12 protein-coding genes are annotated in these 13919 nt (G+C 58.9%); 3 read left to right on the top strand and 9 right to left on the bottom strand.

Translation table 11 applies throughout. The features are described from left to right. Nucleotides 1–24: 24 nt before the first annotated feature. The 5 genes from iscA to uvrB form a co-directional block, all read right to left on the bottom strand. Nucleotides 25–348 carry an iron-sulfur cluster assembly protein IscA gene (gene iscA / locus Q0O99_RS01995; protein ID WP_108352478.1) on the bottom strand — a complete coding sequence of 108 codons (324 nt, stop codon included), beginning with the start codon at nucleotides 346–348 and terminating at the stop codon, nucleotides 25–27. 1 nt (nucleotide 349) lies between these two features. Beyond that, nucleotides 350–736 (bottom strand): Fe-S cluster assembly scaffold IscU, encoded by a 387-nt coding sequence (gene iscU, locus Q0O99_RS01990; protein ID WP_100174076.1) that lies wholly within the window; start codon nucleotides 734–736, stop codon nucleotides 350–352. A 111-nt stretch (nucleotides 737–847) separates the two neighbouring features. After that, nucleotides 848–2065: an IscS subfamily cysteine desulfurase gene (locus Q0O99_RS01985; RefSeq protein WP_293747998.1), complete on the bottom strand. Its 1218-nt coding sequence runs from the start codon at nucleotides 2063–2065 to the stop codon at nucleotides 848–850. Nucleotides 2066–2085: 20 nt separating this feature from the next. Beyond that, nucleotides 2086–2622, bottom strand: coding sequence for a Fe-S cluster assembly transcriptional regulator IscR (gene iscR, locus Q0O99_RS01980; RefSeq protein ID WP_108352476.1), 537 nt, complete (start codon nucleotides 2620–2622; stop codon nucleotides 2086–2088). A 114-nt stretch (nucleotides 2623–2736) separates the two neighbouring features. After that, the gene (gene uvrB / locus Q0O99_RS01975) at nucleotides 2737–4854 is read right to left on the bottom strand and encodes an excinuclease ABC subunit UvrB (RefSeq protein ID WP_293747996.1); all 2118 of its coding nucleotides are present in this window, start codon (nucleotides 4852–4854) and stop codon (nucleotides 2737–2739) included. A 130-nt stretch (nucleotides 4855–4984) separates the two neighbouring features. On the opposite strand from uvrB, the gene Q0O99_RS01970 reads away from it, so the two are divergent. The 3 genes from Q0O99_RS01970 to rsxB all read left to right on the top strand — a co-directional run bounded on the left by Q0O99_RS01970 (nucleotide 4985) and on the right by rsxB (nucleotide 8644). After that, nucleotides 4985–6181 (top strand): amino acid aminotransferase, encoded by a 1197-nt coding sequence (locus Q0O99_RS01970; RefSeq protein ID WP_293747994.1) that lies wholly within the window; start codon nucleotides 4985–4987, stop codon nucleotides 6179–6181. Nucleotides 6182–6350: 169 nt separating this feature from the next. Continuing rightward, the gene (locus tag Q0O99_RS01965; protein WP_293747992.1) at nucleotides 6351–7952 is read left to right on the top strand and encodes a polyhydroxyalkanoate depolymerase; all 1602 of its coding nucleotides are present in this window, start codon (nucleotides 6351–6353) and stop codon (nucleotides 7950–7952) included. 5 nt (nucleotides 7953–7957) lie between these two features. Then, nucleotides 7958–8644 carry an electron transport complex subunit RsxB gene (gene rsxB / locus Q0O99_RS01960; RefSeq protein WP_293747990.1) on the top strand — a complete coding sequence of 229 codons (687 nt, stop codon included), beginning with the start codon at nucleotides 7958–7960 and terminating at the stop codon, nucleotides 8642–8644. Nucleotides 8645–8699: 55 nt separating this feature from the next. On the opposite strand, the gene Q0O99_RS01955 is transcribed toward rsxB, so the two are convergent. The 4 genes from Q0O99_RS01955 to meaB form a co-directional block, all read right to left on the bottom strand. After that, nucleotides 8700–9185: a VOC family protein gene (locus tag Q0O99_RS01955; protein WP_293747988.1), complete on the bottom strand. Its 486-nt coding sequence runs from the start codon at nucleotides 9183–9185 to the stop codon at nucleotides 8700–8702. Further along, a complete protein-coding gene (locus Q0O99_RS01950; RefSeq protein WP_293747986.1) occupies nucleotides 9185–11233 on the bottom strand; it encodes an acetyl/propionyl/methylcrotonyl-CoA carboxylase subunit alpha in 2049 nt (682 codons plus the stop codon). Before Q0O99_RS01950 ends, Q0O99_RS01955 begins: the two co-directional genes overlap by 1 nt. 91 nt (nucleotides 11234–11324) lie before the next feature. Further along, a complete protein-coding gene (locus tag Q0O99_RS01945; protein WP_293747984.1) occupies nucleotides 11325–12857 on the bottom strand; it encodes an acyl-CoA carboxylase subunit beta in 1533 nt (510 codons plus the stop codon). 17 nt (nucleotides 12858–12874) lie between these two features. Continuing rightward, nucleotides 12875–13918: a methylmalonyl Co-A mutase-associated GTPase MeaB gene (gene meaB / locus Q0O99_RS01940; protein ID WP_293747982.1), complete on the bottom strand. Its 1044-nt coding sequence runs from the start codon at nucleotides 13916–13918 to the stop codon at nucleotides 12875–12877. Nucleotide 13919 lies beyond the last annotated feature (1 nt).

The raw sequence follows: 13919 nt of genomic DNA, 5'->3' as shown, positions 1-13919 counted from the left end.
GCGCTCCTCTCGATGAAGACACACTCACACGCGGAAGGATTCACCGCAACCGCAGCGGTCACGCTCGTTGGGGTTGTTGAAACGAAAACCCTCGTTCAGGCCTTCGCGCACAAAGTCCAACTCTGTGCCGTCGATGTAGGCCAGGCTTTTCGGGTCGACCAACACCTTGACGCCGTGGCCTTCAAAGACCACGTCTTCTGGGGCAATGTCGTCCACGTACTCCAGCTTGTAGGCCAGGCCCGAGCAGCCCGTGGTCTTAACGCCCAAGCGCACACCCACACCCGAGCCACGTTTGGCCAAGTAGCGGGTCACATGCCGCGCTGCAGCGGCAGACAGTGAGATGGCCATGTCAGTTCAGGTGTTTCTTTTTGTAGTCTTCCACGGCCGCTTTGATGGCGTCTTCGGCCAAGATGGAGCAGTGGATTTTGACCGGTGGCAGCGCCAGCTCTTCGGCGATTTCGCTGTTCTTGAGGGCAGCAGCTTGATCGAGCGTTTTGCCCTTGACCCATTCGGTCACGAGCGAGCTGGAGGCAATGGCCGAGCCGCAGCCATAGGTCTTGAATCGCGCATCTTCGATCACGCCGGTTGTCGGGTTGACCTTGATCTGCAGCTTCATCACGTCGCCGCAAGCCGGTGCGCCGACCATGCCGGTGCCTACGCTGTCGTCGCCTTTGTCAAACGAGCCGACATTGCGGGGGTTTTCGTAGTGGTCAACCACTTTTTCAGAATATGCCATGTTGAACTCCTGGTTTTGTTTGCTTGTACTTTTGCGTTTGGGGTTGAGTGTTGGACGTTCAGCGCCTTCAAAAAACTAAACGCTCAACTCTTAACTCTTAAAGCAAAACGTTCAGTGGGCAGCCCACTGGATCGTGCTCAGGTCAATGCCATCTTGGTGCATTTCCCACAGGGGGCTGAGATCGCGCAACTTGGCCACGTTCTCGCGGATGGTTTTGATCGCGTAGTCGATGTCCTCTTCGGTGGACCAGCGGCCAATCGTCATGCGCAGGCTGCTGTGGGCCAGCTCGTCGCTGCGGCCAAGGGCGCGCAACACATAGCTGGGCTCAAGGCTCGCCGAAGTGCAGGCCGAACCCGACGACACCGCCAGACCCTTGATGCCCATGATCAGCGATTCGCCTTCGACAAAGTTGAAACTCATGTTGATGTTGTGCGGCACGCGTTGGGTGGCGTGGCCGTTCAGGAACACCTGCTCCATGTCGCTCAGGCCGTTGATCAGGCGGTCGTGCAAAGCACGCGCCTTGGCGTTGTCTTGGGCCATCTCGAGCTTGGCAATGCGAAAGGCCTCGCCCATGCCCACACACTGGTGGGTGGGCAAGGTGCCCGAGCGCATGCCGCGCTCGTGGCCGCCACCGTGCATTTGCGCTTCGAGGCGAATGCGGGGTTTGCGGCGCACATACAAAGCGCCAATGCCCTTGGGGCCATAGGTTTTGTGCGAAGCCAAGCTCATCAGGTCGATGGGCAACTGGGTCATGTCGATCTTCACCTTGCCAGTAGCTTGCGCGGCATCGACGTGGAAGATGATGCCTTTTTCGCGGCACAGCTTGCCGATGGCGGTCACGTCCTGGATCACGCCGATTTCGTTGTTCACGAACATCACGCTGATCAAAATGGTGTCGGGGCGAATGGCCGCTTTCAAGGCGTCCAAGCTCAGCAAGCCATCGGCCTGCACGTCCATGTAGGTCACTTCAAAACCCTGGCGCTCCAGCTCGCGCATGGTGTCGAGTACAGCTTTGTGTTCGGTCTTGACGGTGATCAGGTGCTTACCACGCGACTTGTAAAACTGCGCAGCGCCCTTGATGGCCAGGTTGTTGGACTCGGTTGCGCCGCTGGTCCAAACGATTTCACGTGGATCGGCACCGATCAGATCAGCCACTTGCTCGCGGGCTTTTTCGACGGCGGCTTCGGCCTCCCAGCCCCAAGCGTGGGTGCGGGATGCGGGGTTGCCAAAGTGCTCTCTCAACCAAGGGACGATGGCGTCCACCACACGGGGGTCGCAGGGGTTGGTGGCACCGTAATCAAGGTAAATGGGGAAATGGGGTGTGTTCATGGTCTGCTCTTCTTCGGGAATCAGGATTTGGCGAACATGTTGCCCAAGTCAAAAACTGAATTGGGCACATTCACGCGGATGGGCTGGCTGATCGGCATGGGGGCAATCGCGCGCTTGAGGCTGGGCTTGTTTTCAACGACCAAGCCTTTGGCCAATTGGTCGTCCACCAACTTTTGCAGGGACACCGAGTCCAGAAACTCCACCATTTTGGAGTTGAGCGAGGCCCAAAGGTCGTGTGTCATGCACCGGCCATCGCCGCCATTGCAATTTTCTTTGCCACCGCAGTGGGTGGCGTCAATGGGCTCATCCACGGACAAAATGATGTCGGCCACGGTGATGTCGGTGGATTTGCGGCCCAAGGTGTAACCGCCGCCAGGGCCACGGGTGGACTCAACCAAGTTGTGACGGCGCAGCTTGCCGAACAACTGCTCTAAATAAGAGAGTGAAATCTGTTGGCGCTGGCTGATGGCGGCCAATGTCACGGGGCCCGCGTCTTGGCGCAGGGCCAAATCGATCATGGCGGTGACGGCGAAACGGCCTTTGGTGGTTAAACGCATGGCAGACTCCTGAAGTGTGTGAAAGCGCTGTCTGAAAACCGCTTGAGCGGGATCCCGACTAAACGAGTCAAGTATACGACATACCCGATCAAATCACTCGGGTTATAGGGTTATTCAAGCCCGTATCAGCGGCACGATGGGGTCGCCCCCTGCCGCGCCAAAGGCCTGCTCCTTCAGGATGGTCAGCTGGTCGCGCACCTGAGCGGCCTTTTCGAACTCCAGGTTGCGGGCGTGCTCCATCATTTGCTTCTCCAGCTGCTTGATGGCACGGGCGATGTCTTTCTCGCTCATGTCCTCCACTTTGGCCCGTTGCACCGCGGCTTGCTCCAAGCGCTCGGCTTCTTTGCCCGATTTTTCGCTGTACACGCCGTCGATCAGGTCTTTGACCTTTTTGACAATGCTCTTGGGCGTGATGCCCATGACCTCGTTGTGCGCCACTTGCTTGATGCGGCGGCGCTCGGTCTCGCCCATGGCTTTTTTCATAGAATCGGTGATGCGGTCGGCATACAAAATCGCCCGACCATTCAGGTTTCGGGCCGCACGGCCAATGGTCTGAATCAAGCTGCGCTCGGATCGCAAGAAGCCTTCTTTGTCAGCATCCAAAATCGCCACCAGCGAGACTTCGGGAATGTCCAAGCCCTCGCGCAGCAAGTTGATGCCCACCAGCACATCGAAAGCGCCCAGGCGCAGGTCACGCAAAATCTCCACCCGGTCCACCGTGTCCACGTCGCTGTGCAAGAAACGCACCTTCACCCCGTTGTCGCTCAGGTAATCGGTCAACTGCTCGGCCATGCGCTTGGTCAGCGTCGTGATCAGCACGCGCTCGTGCTTGTCCACACGAATGCGGATTTCTTGCAGCACATCGTCCACCTGCTGGGTGGCGGGACGCACCTCCACCTCTGGATCGACCAAGCCCGTGGGGCGCACCACCTGCTCGACCACTTTGCCCGCGTGCGTCTTTTCATAGTCAGCCGGCGTGGCCGAGACAAAAATGCACTGGCGCATGCGTTTTTCAAATTCTTCGAACTTGAGCGGGCGGTTGTCCAAAGCGCTGGGCAAGCGAAAGCCGTATTCCACCAGCGTGGTTTTGCGCGCCTTGTCGCCGTTGTACATGGCATTGAGTTGGCCAATCATCTGGTGGCTTTCGTCCAGAAACATGATGGCATCGGGCGGCATGTAATCGGTCAAGGTGCTGGGCGCGTCGCCCGGGGCCGCGCCCGACAAATGTCGCGTGTAATTTTCAATGCCCTTGCAGTGGCCCACTTCGGACAACATTTCCAAGTCAAACCGAGTGCGCTGCTCCAGCCGCTGCGCCTCGACCAGCTTGCCCATACCCACCAGTTCTTTGAGGCGCTGAGCCAGCTCGATCTTGATGGTCTCGACCGCCGCCAACACCTTGTCGCGTGGCGTCACATAGTGGCTGGAGGGGTAAACCGTGAAGCGCGGGATCTTTTGCCGGATTCGCCCGGTGAGCGGGTCAAACAGTTGCAAGCTCTCAATCTCGTCGTCAAACAGCTCGATGCGAATCGCCAGCTCGGAGTGCTCTGCCGGGAACACGTCGATCGTGTCGCCCCGCACCCGGAACTTGCCGCGGGAAAACTCCATGTCGTTGCGTTGGTACTGCATGCGGATCAGCTGCGCGATCACATCGCGCTGGCCCAGCTTGTCGCCGGTGCGCAGCGTCATGATCATGCGGTGGTAGCTTTCGGGCTCGCCAATGCCGTAGATGGCCGAGACCGTGGCCACGATCACCACATCGCGCCGCTCCATGATGCTTTTGGTGCAAGACAGCCTCATCTGCTCGATGTGCTCGTTGATCGCGCTGTCTTTTTCAATGAACAGGTCGCGCTGGGGCACATAGGCCTCGGGCTGGTAATAGTCGTAATAACTGACGAAATACTCGACCGCGTTCTTGGGGAAAAACTCACGGAATTCACTGTACAGTTGCGCCGCCAGCGTTTTATTGGGCGCAAACACAATGGCTGGCTTGCCTATTTGTGCAATCACATTGGCCATGGTGAAGGTCTTGCCCGAGCCAGTCACGCCCAAAAGGGTTTGAAACACCTCGCCGTCTTGGACACCCTCGACCAGCTGCGCAATGGCCACGGGCTGGTCGCCTGCGGGTGGGTAAGGCTGATAAAGCTCAAAGGGCGAGCCCGGATAGCTGATGAATTCCCCCTCCGCATACTTGTAGGTATCAGACACGGCTTCAACAACAGGGGTTTCAGACACGGTGGACATCTTTTTGTTAAGACCGCCTGGCCAAACCAGACGGCGGGGGTCGTTAAAATCAGGGACAACCCCAAAGCCTAACCGAGGAACGGGTTTCCTGCCACCACTGAACACAATCCAAGGACTTTCCATGTCTCTGTTTTCCGCCGTCGAAATGGCCCCCCGCGACCCGATCCTGGGTCTGAATGAGCAATTCAACGCCGACACCAACCCCAACAAAGTGAACCTGGGCGTGGGCGTTTATTTCGATGACAACGGCAAACTGCCCCTGCTGCAGTGTGTGCAAGCGGCCGAAAAAACCATGATGGCCACGCCCACCGCACGCGGTTACTTGCCCATTGACGGCATCGTGGCCTATGACAACGCTGTCAAGGCCCTGGTCTTTGGCGCTGAATCTGACGTGGTCCAATCCGGCCGCGTGTCCACCGTGCAAGCCATTGGAGGCACCGGCGGCCTGAAAATCGGTGCCGACTTTCTGAAAAAAGTCAGCCCCAACGCCAAAGTGCTGATTTCCGACCCCAGCTGGGAAAACCACCGCGCCATCTTCGTGAACGCTGGATTTGAGGTGGACAACTACGCCTATTACGACGCGGTCAAGCGTGGCGTCAACTTCGACGGCATGCTGGCTAGCCTGAATGCTGCAGATGCAGGCACCATCGTGGTGCTGCACGCCTGCTGTCACAACCCGACCGGCTACGACATCACAGCAGCCCAGTGGGACCAGGTCATTGCCGTCGTCAAGGAGAAAAACCTGACCGCCTTTTTGGACATGGCTTACCAAGGCTTTGGCCACGGCATTGCCGAAGACGGCGCGGTGATCGGCAAGTTTGTGGCCGCCGGCCTGAATATTTTTGTGTCCACCTCGTTCTCCAAGAGCTTCAGCCTGTACGGCGAGCGTGTGGGTGCCTTGTCGGTGGTCGCTTCTGACAAAGAAGAAGCTTCGCGCGTGCTGTCGCAACTGAAAATCGCGATCCGCACCAATTACTCCAACCCACCCATCCACGGTGGTGCGGTCGTGGCGGCGGTGTTGAACAACCCCGAGCTGCGCGCCCAGTGGGAAAGCGAATTGGCCGAGATGCGTCTGCGCATCAAGGCCATGCGCCAAAAACTGGTGGACAGCCTGAAAGCCGCTGGCGTGCAGCAGGACATGAGCTTCATCACCACCCAGATCGGCATGTTCAGCTATTCGGGCCTGACCAAAGACCAAATGGTGCGTCTGCGCAGCGAGTTTGGCGTGTACGGCACCGACACCGGCAGGATGTGCGTCGCCGCGCTGAACAGCAAAAACATCGACTATGTCTGCGAATCGATCGCCAAAGTCGTCTGACCGCACCCTTTCAAGGCTGAAATCCGGTTTGAAACCGCCCCTGACGGGGCGGTTTCTTTTTGGACGGTCCGGAAGGTGACTGTCAATTAGGGGGCAAACTCAAAAAATACCAACGGGTCTCCTGTAGTATTGCTGCAGTGCACCATTCTGTTGCAAGGGAAATTGTCACATGCTTTATCAGATTTTTGAAACCCAACGCTCGATCATGGCGCCTTTTTCCGATCTGGCCCAAGCAGCTGCCAAGTTGTACAGCAACCCCCTGAACCCCATGGCACAAACGCCGTTGGCTCAGCATGCATCTGCCGGTTATGCGCTGATGCACCGGCTGGGCAAAGATTACGAAAAGCCCGAGTTCGGTATCCGCACCGTGAAGGTCAACAAAGTCGATGTCGCGATCCACGAGCGCATCGAAATCGACAAGGCTTTTTGCGAGCTGCGCCGCTTCAAGCGTTTCTCAGACGACCCCGCCACCCTGACCCAGCTCAAGGCCCAGCCCGTGGTCCTGATCGTGGCCCCCTTATCGGGCCACTACGCCACCTTGCTGCGCGACACCGTCAAGACCATGCTGCAAGATCACAAGGTCTACATCACCGACTGGAAGAACGCGCGCCTGGTGCCTTTGTCGGATGGCGAGTTCCACCTGGACGACTACATCAACTACGTGCAGGAATTCATCCGCCACCTGCAAGCCATTTATGGCCACTGCCATGTGGTGAGCGTGTGCCAGCCGACCGTGCCGGTGCTGGCTGCGGTGTCGCTCATGTCCAGCCGTGGCGAAAAGACCCCGCTGACCATGACCATGATGGGCGGACCCATCGATGCACGCAAATCACCCACAGCGGTGAACAACTTGGCGACCAACAAGAGTTTTGATTGGTTTGAAAACAATGTGATTTACCGCGTACCGGCCAACTTCGCGGGCGCCGGGCGCCGTGTCTACCCTGGGTTTTTGCAGTACACCGGCTTTGTGGCCATGAACCCGGACCGCCACGCCACCAGTTATTACGACTACTTCAAGGACCTGATCAAGGGTGACGACGCCAACACCGAGGCGCACCGCAAGTTCTACGACGAGTACAACGCCGTGCTGGACATGGACGCTGATTACTACCTTGAGACCATCGCCACCGTGTTCCAAGACTTCAAACTGGTCAAGGGCACTTGGGATGTCAAGAGTTTGGACGGCAAAGTGGAGCGCGTTCGCCCTCAGGACATCATGAACACCGCGCTGATGACTGTGGAAGGCGAACTGGACGACATCTCGGGCTCGGGCCAGACCCGCGCTGCACAAGACCTGTGCACTGGCGTACCCGCCAGCGAACGCCAGCACCTGGAAGTGCCTGGCGCAGGCCACTACGGCATCTTCAGCGGCCGCCGTTGGCGCGACATCGTGTACCCGCAGGTGGTCAAATTCATCCAGGGCCATGCACCCAAGGACAAGGCGCCAGCGCCCAAGGCCGTTGCTGCAGCGCCCACCATGATCGCCGCTGCAGCGCCTGTGGCGACCAAAGCTGCGAAAGCTGCGGTCAAGGCTCAAGTCAAGCCAGCGATCAAGCCAGCAGCCACAAGCGCAGCCAAGCCTGTGGCCAAAGCTGCCGTCAAAGCCGTGGCAGCACCAGCAGCCAAACCTGTTGCCAAAGCCGCAGCGCCTGTCAAAGCTGCGACCAAAACACAGGCCAAGGCCGCAGCCGAAGCCTCTGCAAAAAACAGCAAAGCGGCAGCCCAGCCAAAAGGCACCGTCAAAACCACTTGGGTGGCCCCAAAAGCCTGAGGCCCATGCCCCTGCAGCTCACAGCGCCTGAGACCCAGGCGCTTTTTATTGCCCTCAACGATGTCCTGCCGCAAACGCAGTGCACCCGTTGCGGCTTTCCCGATTGCGCCAGCTATGCCCGCGCCATGGCCGAGGGGCAAGCGGCCATCAACCAATGCCCGCCGGGTGGACAAGCCGGTATTGAGCGTTTGGCTGCACTGACTGGCCAGCCCATGGTCTTGCTGAACCCCGAGCATGGCACTGAAGGCCCACGGCATGTGGCCATCATTGACGAGGCCTGGTGCATCGGTTGCACGCTGTGCATCAAAGCCTGTCCGACCGATGCGATTTTGGGGGCCAACAAGCTGATGCACACCGTGATCGAGCCTTGGTGCACGGGCTGCGAGCTGTGCATTCCGGTGTGCCCGGTGGACTGCATTGCGCTGGAGAATGTGACCGGCGCAGATGCTGGCTGGGCCGCTTGGTCTGCCGATCAAGCCCATACCGCACGCGAGCGCTACACCTCTCGCCAGCAGCGTCTGGTGCGCGAAGAAGCCGCCCACCAACAGCAACAAGTGGCCAAGGCCGAGCACAAACTGGCCGACTTGGCCACGCACACCCAGGGCACCGACAACGCCCCCGAAGTGGACCGCAAACGCGCCATCATCGAAGCGGCGCTGGCCAAAGCCCGTGCAAAACAAAATCAAGGCTGACCGCCCGACATCGGTCTTGATCTTGGTCTAAGACCGCTCCCACACCGAACCTGTTTTAGACGGCTGCAGCCAATTTCTCGAAAGCACTGACCACCTCCGGTGGCGCCTGCACCAACTCGATCAACACGCCCTCGCCGCCAATCGGGAACTCCTCGTTCGCCTTGGGGTGCAAAAACGTGATGTCAAAACCGGCCGCACCCTTGCGGATACCGCCCGGCGCAAAGCGCACGCCTTGCGCCGTGAGCCAATCCACCGCCACCGGCAAGTCATCAATCCACAAGCCGATGTGGTTGAGCGGCGTGGTGTGCACCGCAGGCTTTTTTTCGGGGTCGAGTGGTTGCATCAAATCGACCTCAACCTTGAAGGGACCGGTGCCGATGGCGCAGATGTCTTCATCCACATTCTCGCGTTCGCTTGTGTAGGTGCCGGTCACCTCGAGGCCAAACATATCGACCCAGAGCATTTGCAAGCGCCCTTTGTCAGGCCCGCCAATGGCAATTTGCTGGATGCCCAGCACTTTGAAGGGGCGCAGGTTGCTCATTATTCAAACTCCACGATCATCTGTTCCACCGTGAGCGATTCACCTTTGGCGGCCATCACTTTCTTGACCACGCCGTCTCGCGCAGCAAAGAGCACGTTTTCCATCTTCATGGCTTCGATCACGGCCACACGTTCACCCGCTTGCACTTTTTGGCCCACCGACACGGCCACATCGACCAAGAGGCCTGGCATGGGTGAGAGCACAAAGCGGCTCAAGTCGGGGGGTGCCTTGTACGGCATGAGTTGATGCAGCTCGGCCATTCGGGGCGACATGACCAGGGCTTGGATGCGCGTGCCGTTGTGCTGCACTTGCAAAGCCAGCGGGTTTTTCAAGGTGCCGCGTTCGATTTGTGCAGTGAACGGCTGGCCATTGCAGGTGCCCACAATGCGGATGTCGTTCAGGCGCGAGTTGCTGGCAATCGCGTAGGTTTTCCCGTTCACCGTGATGCGTGCTTCGCCATGCTTGCCCACCAATTCATCGACATGCACTGGCACATAGCGGTTGTTGCCTTCTTTGCCCAATTCCACCACGGCATAGTCTTGACCCAGCTGAACGTCATAGCCCGGCAATTGGCCGCTCAAGCCTGCAGCACGCTCACGCGACTTGCGGCGCACAAAGGCTGCCAATGCCGCCAAGAAATCGTGGTCGTCGTGCGGTACATCTTCCGCGCGAAAGCCTTGGCTGTATTGCTCGGCGATGAAACCGGTGTTGAAGTCACCTGAGACGAAACGGGGGTGCGCCAACAACGCGGCTTGAAACGGGATGTTGGAGCTGATGCCGCGGATGACAAAACCGTTCAAGGCTTCGCGCATCTTGGCAATCGCCTCGTGGCGGTCTTTGCCATGAACGATCAACTTGGCAATCATCGAGTCGTAGAACATCGGGATCTCGCCACCGTCTTGCACGCCCGTGTCCACTCGCACCCCATAGAGGTCTTGGACATTGCCCTGGAACATGGTTTGATGGGGCGTCTGAAAGCGCACCAAACGGCCCGTGGAAGGCAAGAAATTACGGAAGGGGTCTTCGGCGTTGATGCGGCACTCGATGGCCCAGCCATTGCGCTGCACGTCGGCTTGGGCAAAGGACAGTTTTTCGCCCGCAGCCACGCGGATCATCTGCTCCACCAAATCCAGGCCCGTGATCGCTTCGGTCACAGGGTGCTCCACTTGCAAGCGGGTGTTCATCTCCAGGAAATAGAAGCTTTGGTCTTTGCCGACCACAAACTCCACCGTGCCAGCCGACTGGTATTTGACCGCCTTGGCCAGTAGCACCGCCTGCTCGCCCATGGCTTTGCGGGTGGCCTCGGAGATGAATGGCGACGGGGCTTCCTCAATGACTTTTTGGTGGCGGCGCTGGATCGAGCACTCGCGCTCGTTCAGGTAAACCACATTGCCGTGGCTGTCGCCCAGCACCTGGATCTCGATGTGGCGGGGCTCTTCGACGAACTTCTCGATGAACACGCGGTCATCGCCAAAACTGTTGCGCGCTTCGTTACGACACGAGGTGAAACCTTCAAAGGCTTCTTTGTCGTTGAAGGCCACGCGCAGACCTTTGCCACCGCCGCCCGCCGAGGCTTTGATCATCACCGGGTAGCCAATGCCCTTGGCAATCTCGACCGCTTTTTCAGCCGTCTCAATCGCGTGGTTCACGCCGGGAATGCAATTCACGCCCGCAGCGCCCGCCAGTTTTTTGGACTCGATCTTGTCGCCCATGGCGGCGATCGAAAAATGGCGCGGACCAATGAAAGCGATACCTTCTTCTTCGCAGCGCTTGGAGAACTCCGCGTTCTCGCTCAAGAAACCGTAGCCGGGGTGAATCGCTTGCGCGCCCGTGGTTTTGGCCGCCGCAATGATTTTGTCGGCCACCAGATACGACTCGCGCGAGGCCGCAGGGCCAATCAGCACGGCCTCGTCGGCCAGTTGAACATGGCGCGCCTCTTTGTCGGCTTCAGAGTAAACCGCCACGGTTTGGATGCCCATTTTCTGGGCGGTGGCGATGACGCGGCAAGCAATCTCACCACGGTTGGCAATCAGGATTTTGGTAAACATATTCGATGAGCGTTAAGCGTTGAGTGTTGAGCAAAAAATCAGGCGAGGCGTCGGTTCAATACCCTGAACACTGAACGCCAAACGCTGAACCTCACAGCGGTATGTTCCCGTGCTTACGCCATGGGTTTTCAATCTTCTTGTCTTTGAGCATGACCAGCGAACGGGCAATGCGTTTGCGGGTGTTGTGGGGCATGATGACGTCGTCGATATAACCCCGGTTCGCCGCCACAAACGGATTGGCAAAGCGGGCTTTGTATTCAGCTTCCTTGGCGGCCAGTTTTTCGGGGTCGCCTTTGTCTTCTCGGAAAATGATTTCCACCGCGCCCTTGGCCCCCATCACCGCAATCTCGGCATTGGGCCAGGCAAAGTTCACGTCGCCGCGCAGGTGCTTGGAGGCCATCACGTCGTATGCGCCGCCGTAGGCCTTGCGGGTGATGACGGTGATTTTGGGCACGGTGCACTCGGCATACGCATAAAGCAACTTGGCGCCATGCTTGATGATGCCGCCGTATTCTTGGCTGGTACCGGGCATGAAGCCGGGGACGTCCACAAAGGTGATGACAGGGATGTTGAACGCGTCGCAAAAACGCACAAAGCGCGCCGCTTTGATGGCGCTTTTGATGTCCAGGCAACCGGCCAGCACCAGGGGTTGGTTGGCCACAATGCCCACGGTTTGGCCGTCGATGCGGGCAAAGCCGATCAGGATATTCTTGGCGTAATCGGGCTGCAATTCAAAGAAGTCGCCGTCATCCACGGTTTTGAGGATGAGCTCCTTCATGTCATAGGCTTTGTTGGGATTCTCGGGCACCAAAGTGTCCAGACTCATCTCGATGCGGTCGATGGTGTCACCGCTCTTGCGGATAGGTGCTTTTTCGCGGTTATTTAACGGCAAGTAGTTGTACAGCCGGCGCACCATGAGCAGCGCTTCCACATCGTTTTCAAATGCCATGTCGGCCACGCCGCTCTTGGTGGTGTGGGTCAATGCACCGCCCAATTCTTCGGCCGTGACTTCTTCGTGGGTCACGGTTTTCACCACTTCAGGGCCCGTCACAAACATGTACGACGTGTCCTTGACCATGAAGATGAAGTCGGTCAGGGCTGGCGAATACACCGCGCCGCCTGCTGATGGGCCCATGATCATGCTGATTTGCGGAACCACGCCACTGGCCATCACGTTGCGCTGGAACACGTCGGCATAACCGCCCAAAGAGGCCACGCCTTCTTGAATGCGGGCACCACCCGAATCGTTGAGGCCGATCACGGGGGCGCCCACTTTCATGGCCTGGTCCATGACCTTGCAAATCTTCTCGGCGTGCGTCTCGGACAAAGCGCCGCCATACACCGTGAAGTCCTGGCTGTAGACGAACACCAAGCGGCCGTTGATCATGCCGTAGCCGGTAACCACGCCGTCACCGGGGATCTTGTTGTCTTGCATGCCGAAGTCGGTGCAGCGGTGCTCCACGAACATGTCCCACTCTTCGAAGGTGCCTTCGTCCAGCAAGACTTCGATGCGCTCACGGGCGGTGAGTTTGCCTTTGGCGTGCTGCGCATCAATGCGCTTTTGCCCGCCGCCCAAGCGGGCCGCAGCGCGTTTATTCTCCAATTGTTCAATGATGTCTTGCATGCTTACTCTCTCAAAAATCAGGTGGGGCGCGCATCCGCGCGAACGGGTTGGGAATGCGCGTGCGCGGCCAGCAACTGGCGCGCAGCCGTCGATGCGGCCAACTGGCCAGAAGCGACTTGTTGGCTGAGTTGGGGCAACAGCGTTTGCACACGCGGCTGCGCCCGGAAATTTTGTTTAAGCCCCGCGTCGATGCGCTCCCACATCCACGACAGCGCTTGGTGCTGGCGGCGCAGGGTCAGTCGGCCATTGGCTGTTTGCAGGCTTCGGAACTCGCTGACCGCCAGCCAAAAACTGTCCACGCCCTGGCCGAGCAAAGCGCTCAGCTGCACCACCTTGGGGTGCCACTGGGTGGCATCGGCGTGCGCGTGACCCGAGCCGCCGTGCATGCCCAGCAGTTGCAAGGCGCTGGTGATTTGCAACTCGGCGCGGGTGGCCGCAATCGCATCGATGTCGGCCTTGTTGATGACGACCAAATCGGCGATTTCCATCACGCCTTTTTTGATGGCCTGCAAATCGTCGCCTGCGTTGGGCAGCTGCATCAGCACAAACATGTCGGTCATGTTGGCCACGGCCGTTTCGCTTTGGCCCACGCCCACCGTCTCGACGATCACCACGTTATAGCCTGCGGCCTCACAGACCAACATGGACTCGCGGGTTTTTTCGGCCACACCACCCAAGGTGCCGCTGCTGGGGCTGGGGCGGATGTAGGCGCGCTCGTGCACGCTCAGCAATTCCATGCGCGTCTTGTCGCCCAAAATCGAGCCGCCCGACACGGTGGAAGACGGATCGATGGTCAACACCGCCACGCGGTGGCCCTGGCCAATCAAGTACAAACCCAGCGCCTCGATGAAGGTGGACTTGCCCACGCCCGGCACACCGCTGATGCCCAGTCGGAACGAGTTGCCCGTGTGCGGCAGCATGGCGGTGAGCAACTCGTCGGCCTGGGCGCGGTGGTCGGTGCGGGTGGATTCGAGCAGCGTGATGGCTTTGGCCATGGCGCGGCGCTGCAGGGAGGCAGTGCCACGGCGCATGGCCTGCAAAAGCTGGTCAGTGCTTGGCATG

This window comes from Limnohabitans sp. Rim8, from assembly GCF_945901735.1.
In the GTDB taxonomy this organism is placed as follows: domain Bacteria; phylum Pseudomonadota; class Gammaproteobacteria; order Burkholderiales; family Burkholderiaceae_C; genus Limnohabitans_A.
Note: the sequence above shows the minus strand (reverse complement) of the source record. Positions and strands in the feature narration are given on the sequence as shown.

Bases quoted from the DNA above. Each gene is read 5' to 3' on its own strand.
- rsxB (WP_293747990.1), top strand. From the start codon at position 7,958: ATGCCCCTGCAGCTCACAGCGCCTGAGACCCAGGCGCTTTTTATTGCC.
- Q0O99_RS01950 (WP_293747986.1), bottom strand. From the start codon at position 11,233: ATGTTTACCAAAATCCTGATTGCCAACCGTGGTGAGATTGCTTGCCGC.
- Q0O99_RS01955 (WP_293747988.1), bottom strand. From the start codon at position 9,185: ATGAGCAACCTGCGCCCCTTCAAAGTGCTGGGCATCCAGCAAATTGCC.
- meaB (WP_293747982.1), bottom strand. From the start codon at position 13,918: ATGCCAAGCACTGACCAGCTTTTGCAGGCCATGCGCCGTGGCACTGCC.
- iscU (WP_100174076.1), bottom strand. From the start codon at position 736: ATGGCATATTCTGAAAAAGTGGTTGACCACTACGAAAACCCCCGCAAT.
- iscR (WP_108352476.1), bottom strand. From the start codon at position 2,622: ATGCGTTTAACCACCAAAGGCCGTTTCGCCGTCACCGCCATGATCGAT.
- iscA (WP_108352478.1), bottom strand. From the start codon at position 348: ATGGCCATCTCACTGTCTGCCGCTGCAGCGCGGCATGTGACCCGCTAC.
- Q0O99_RS01985 (WP_293747998.1), bottom strand. From the start codon at position 2,065: ATGAACACACCCCATTTCCCCATTTACCTTGATTACGGTGCCACCAAC.
- Q0O99_RS01970 (WP_293747994.1), top strand. From the start codon at position 4,985: ATGTCTCTGTTTTCCGCCGTCGAAATGGCCCCCCGCGACCCGATCCTG.
- Q0O99_RS01965 (WP_293747992.1), top strand. From the start codon at position 6,351: ATGCTTTATCAGATTTTTGAAACCCAACGCTCGATCATGGCGCCTTTT.
- Q0O99_RS01945 (WP_293747984.1), bottom strand. From the start codon at position 12,857: ATGCAAGACATCATTGAACAATTGGAGAATAAACGCGCTGCGGCCCGC.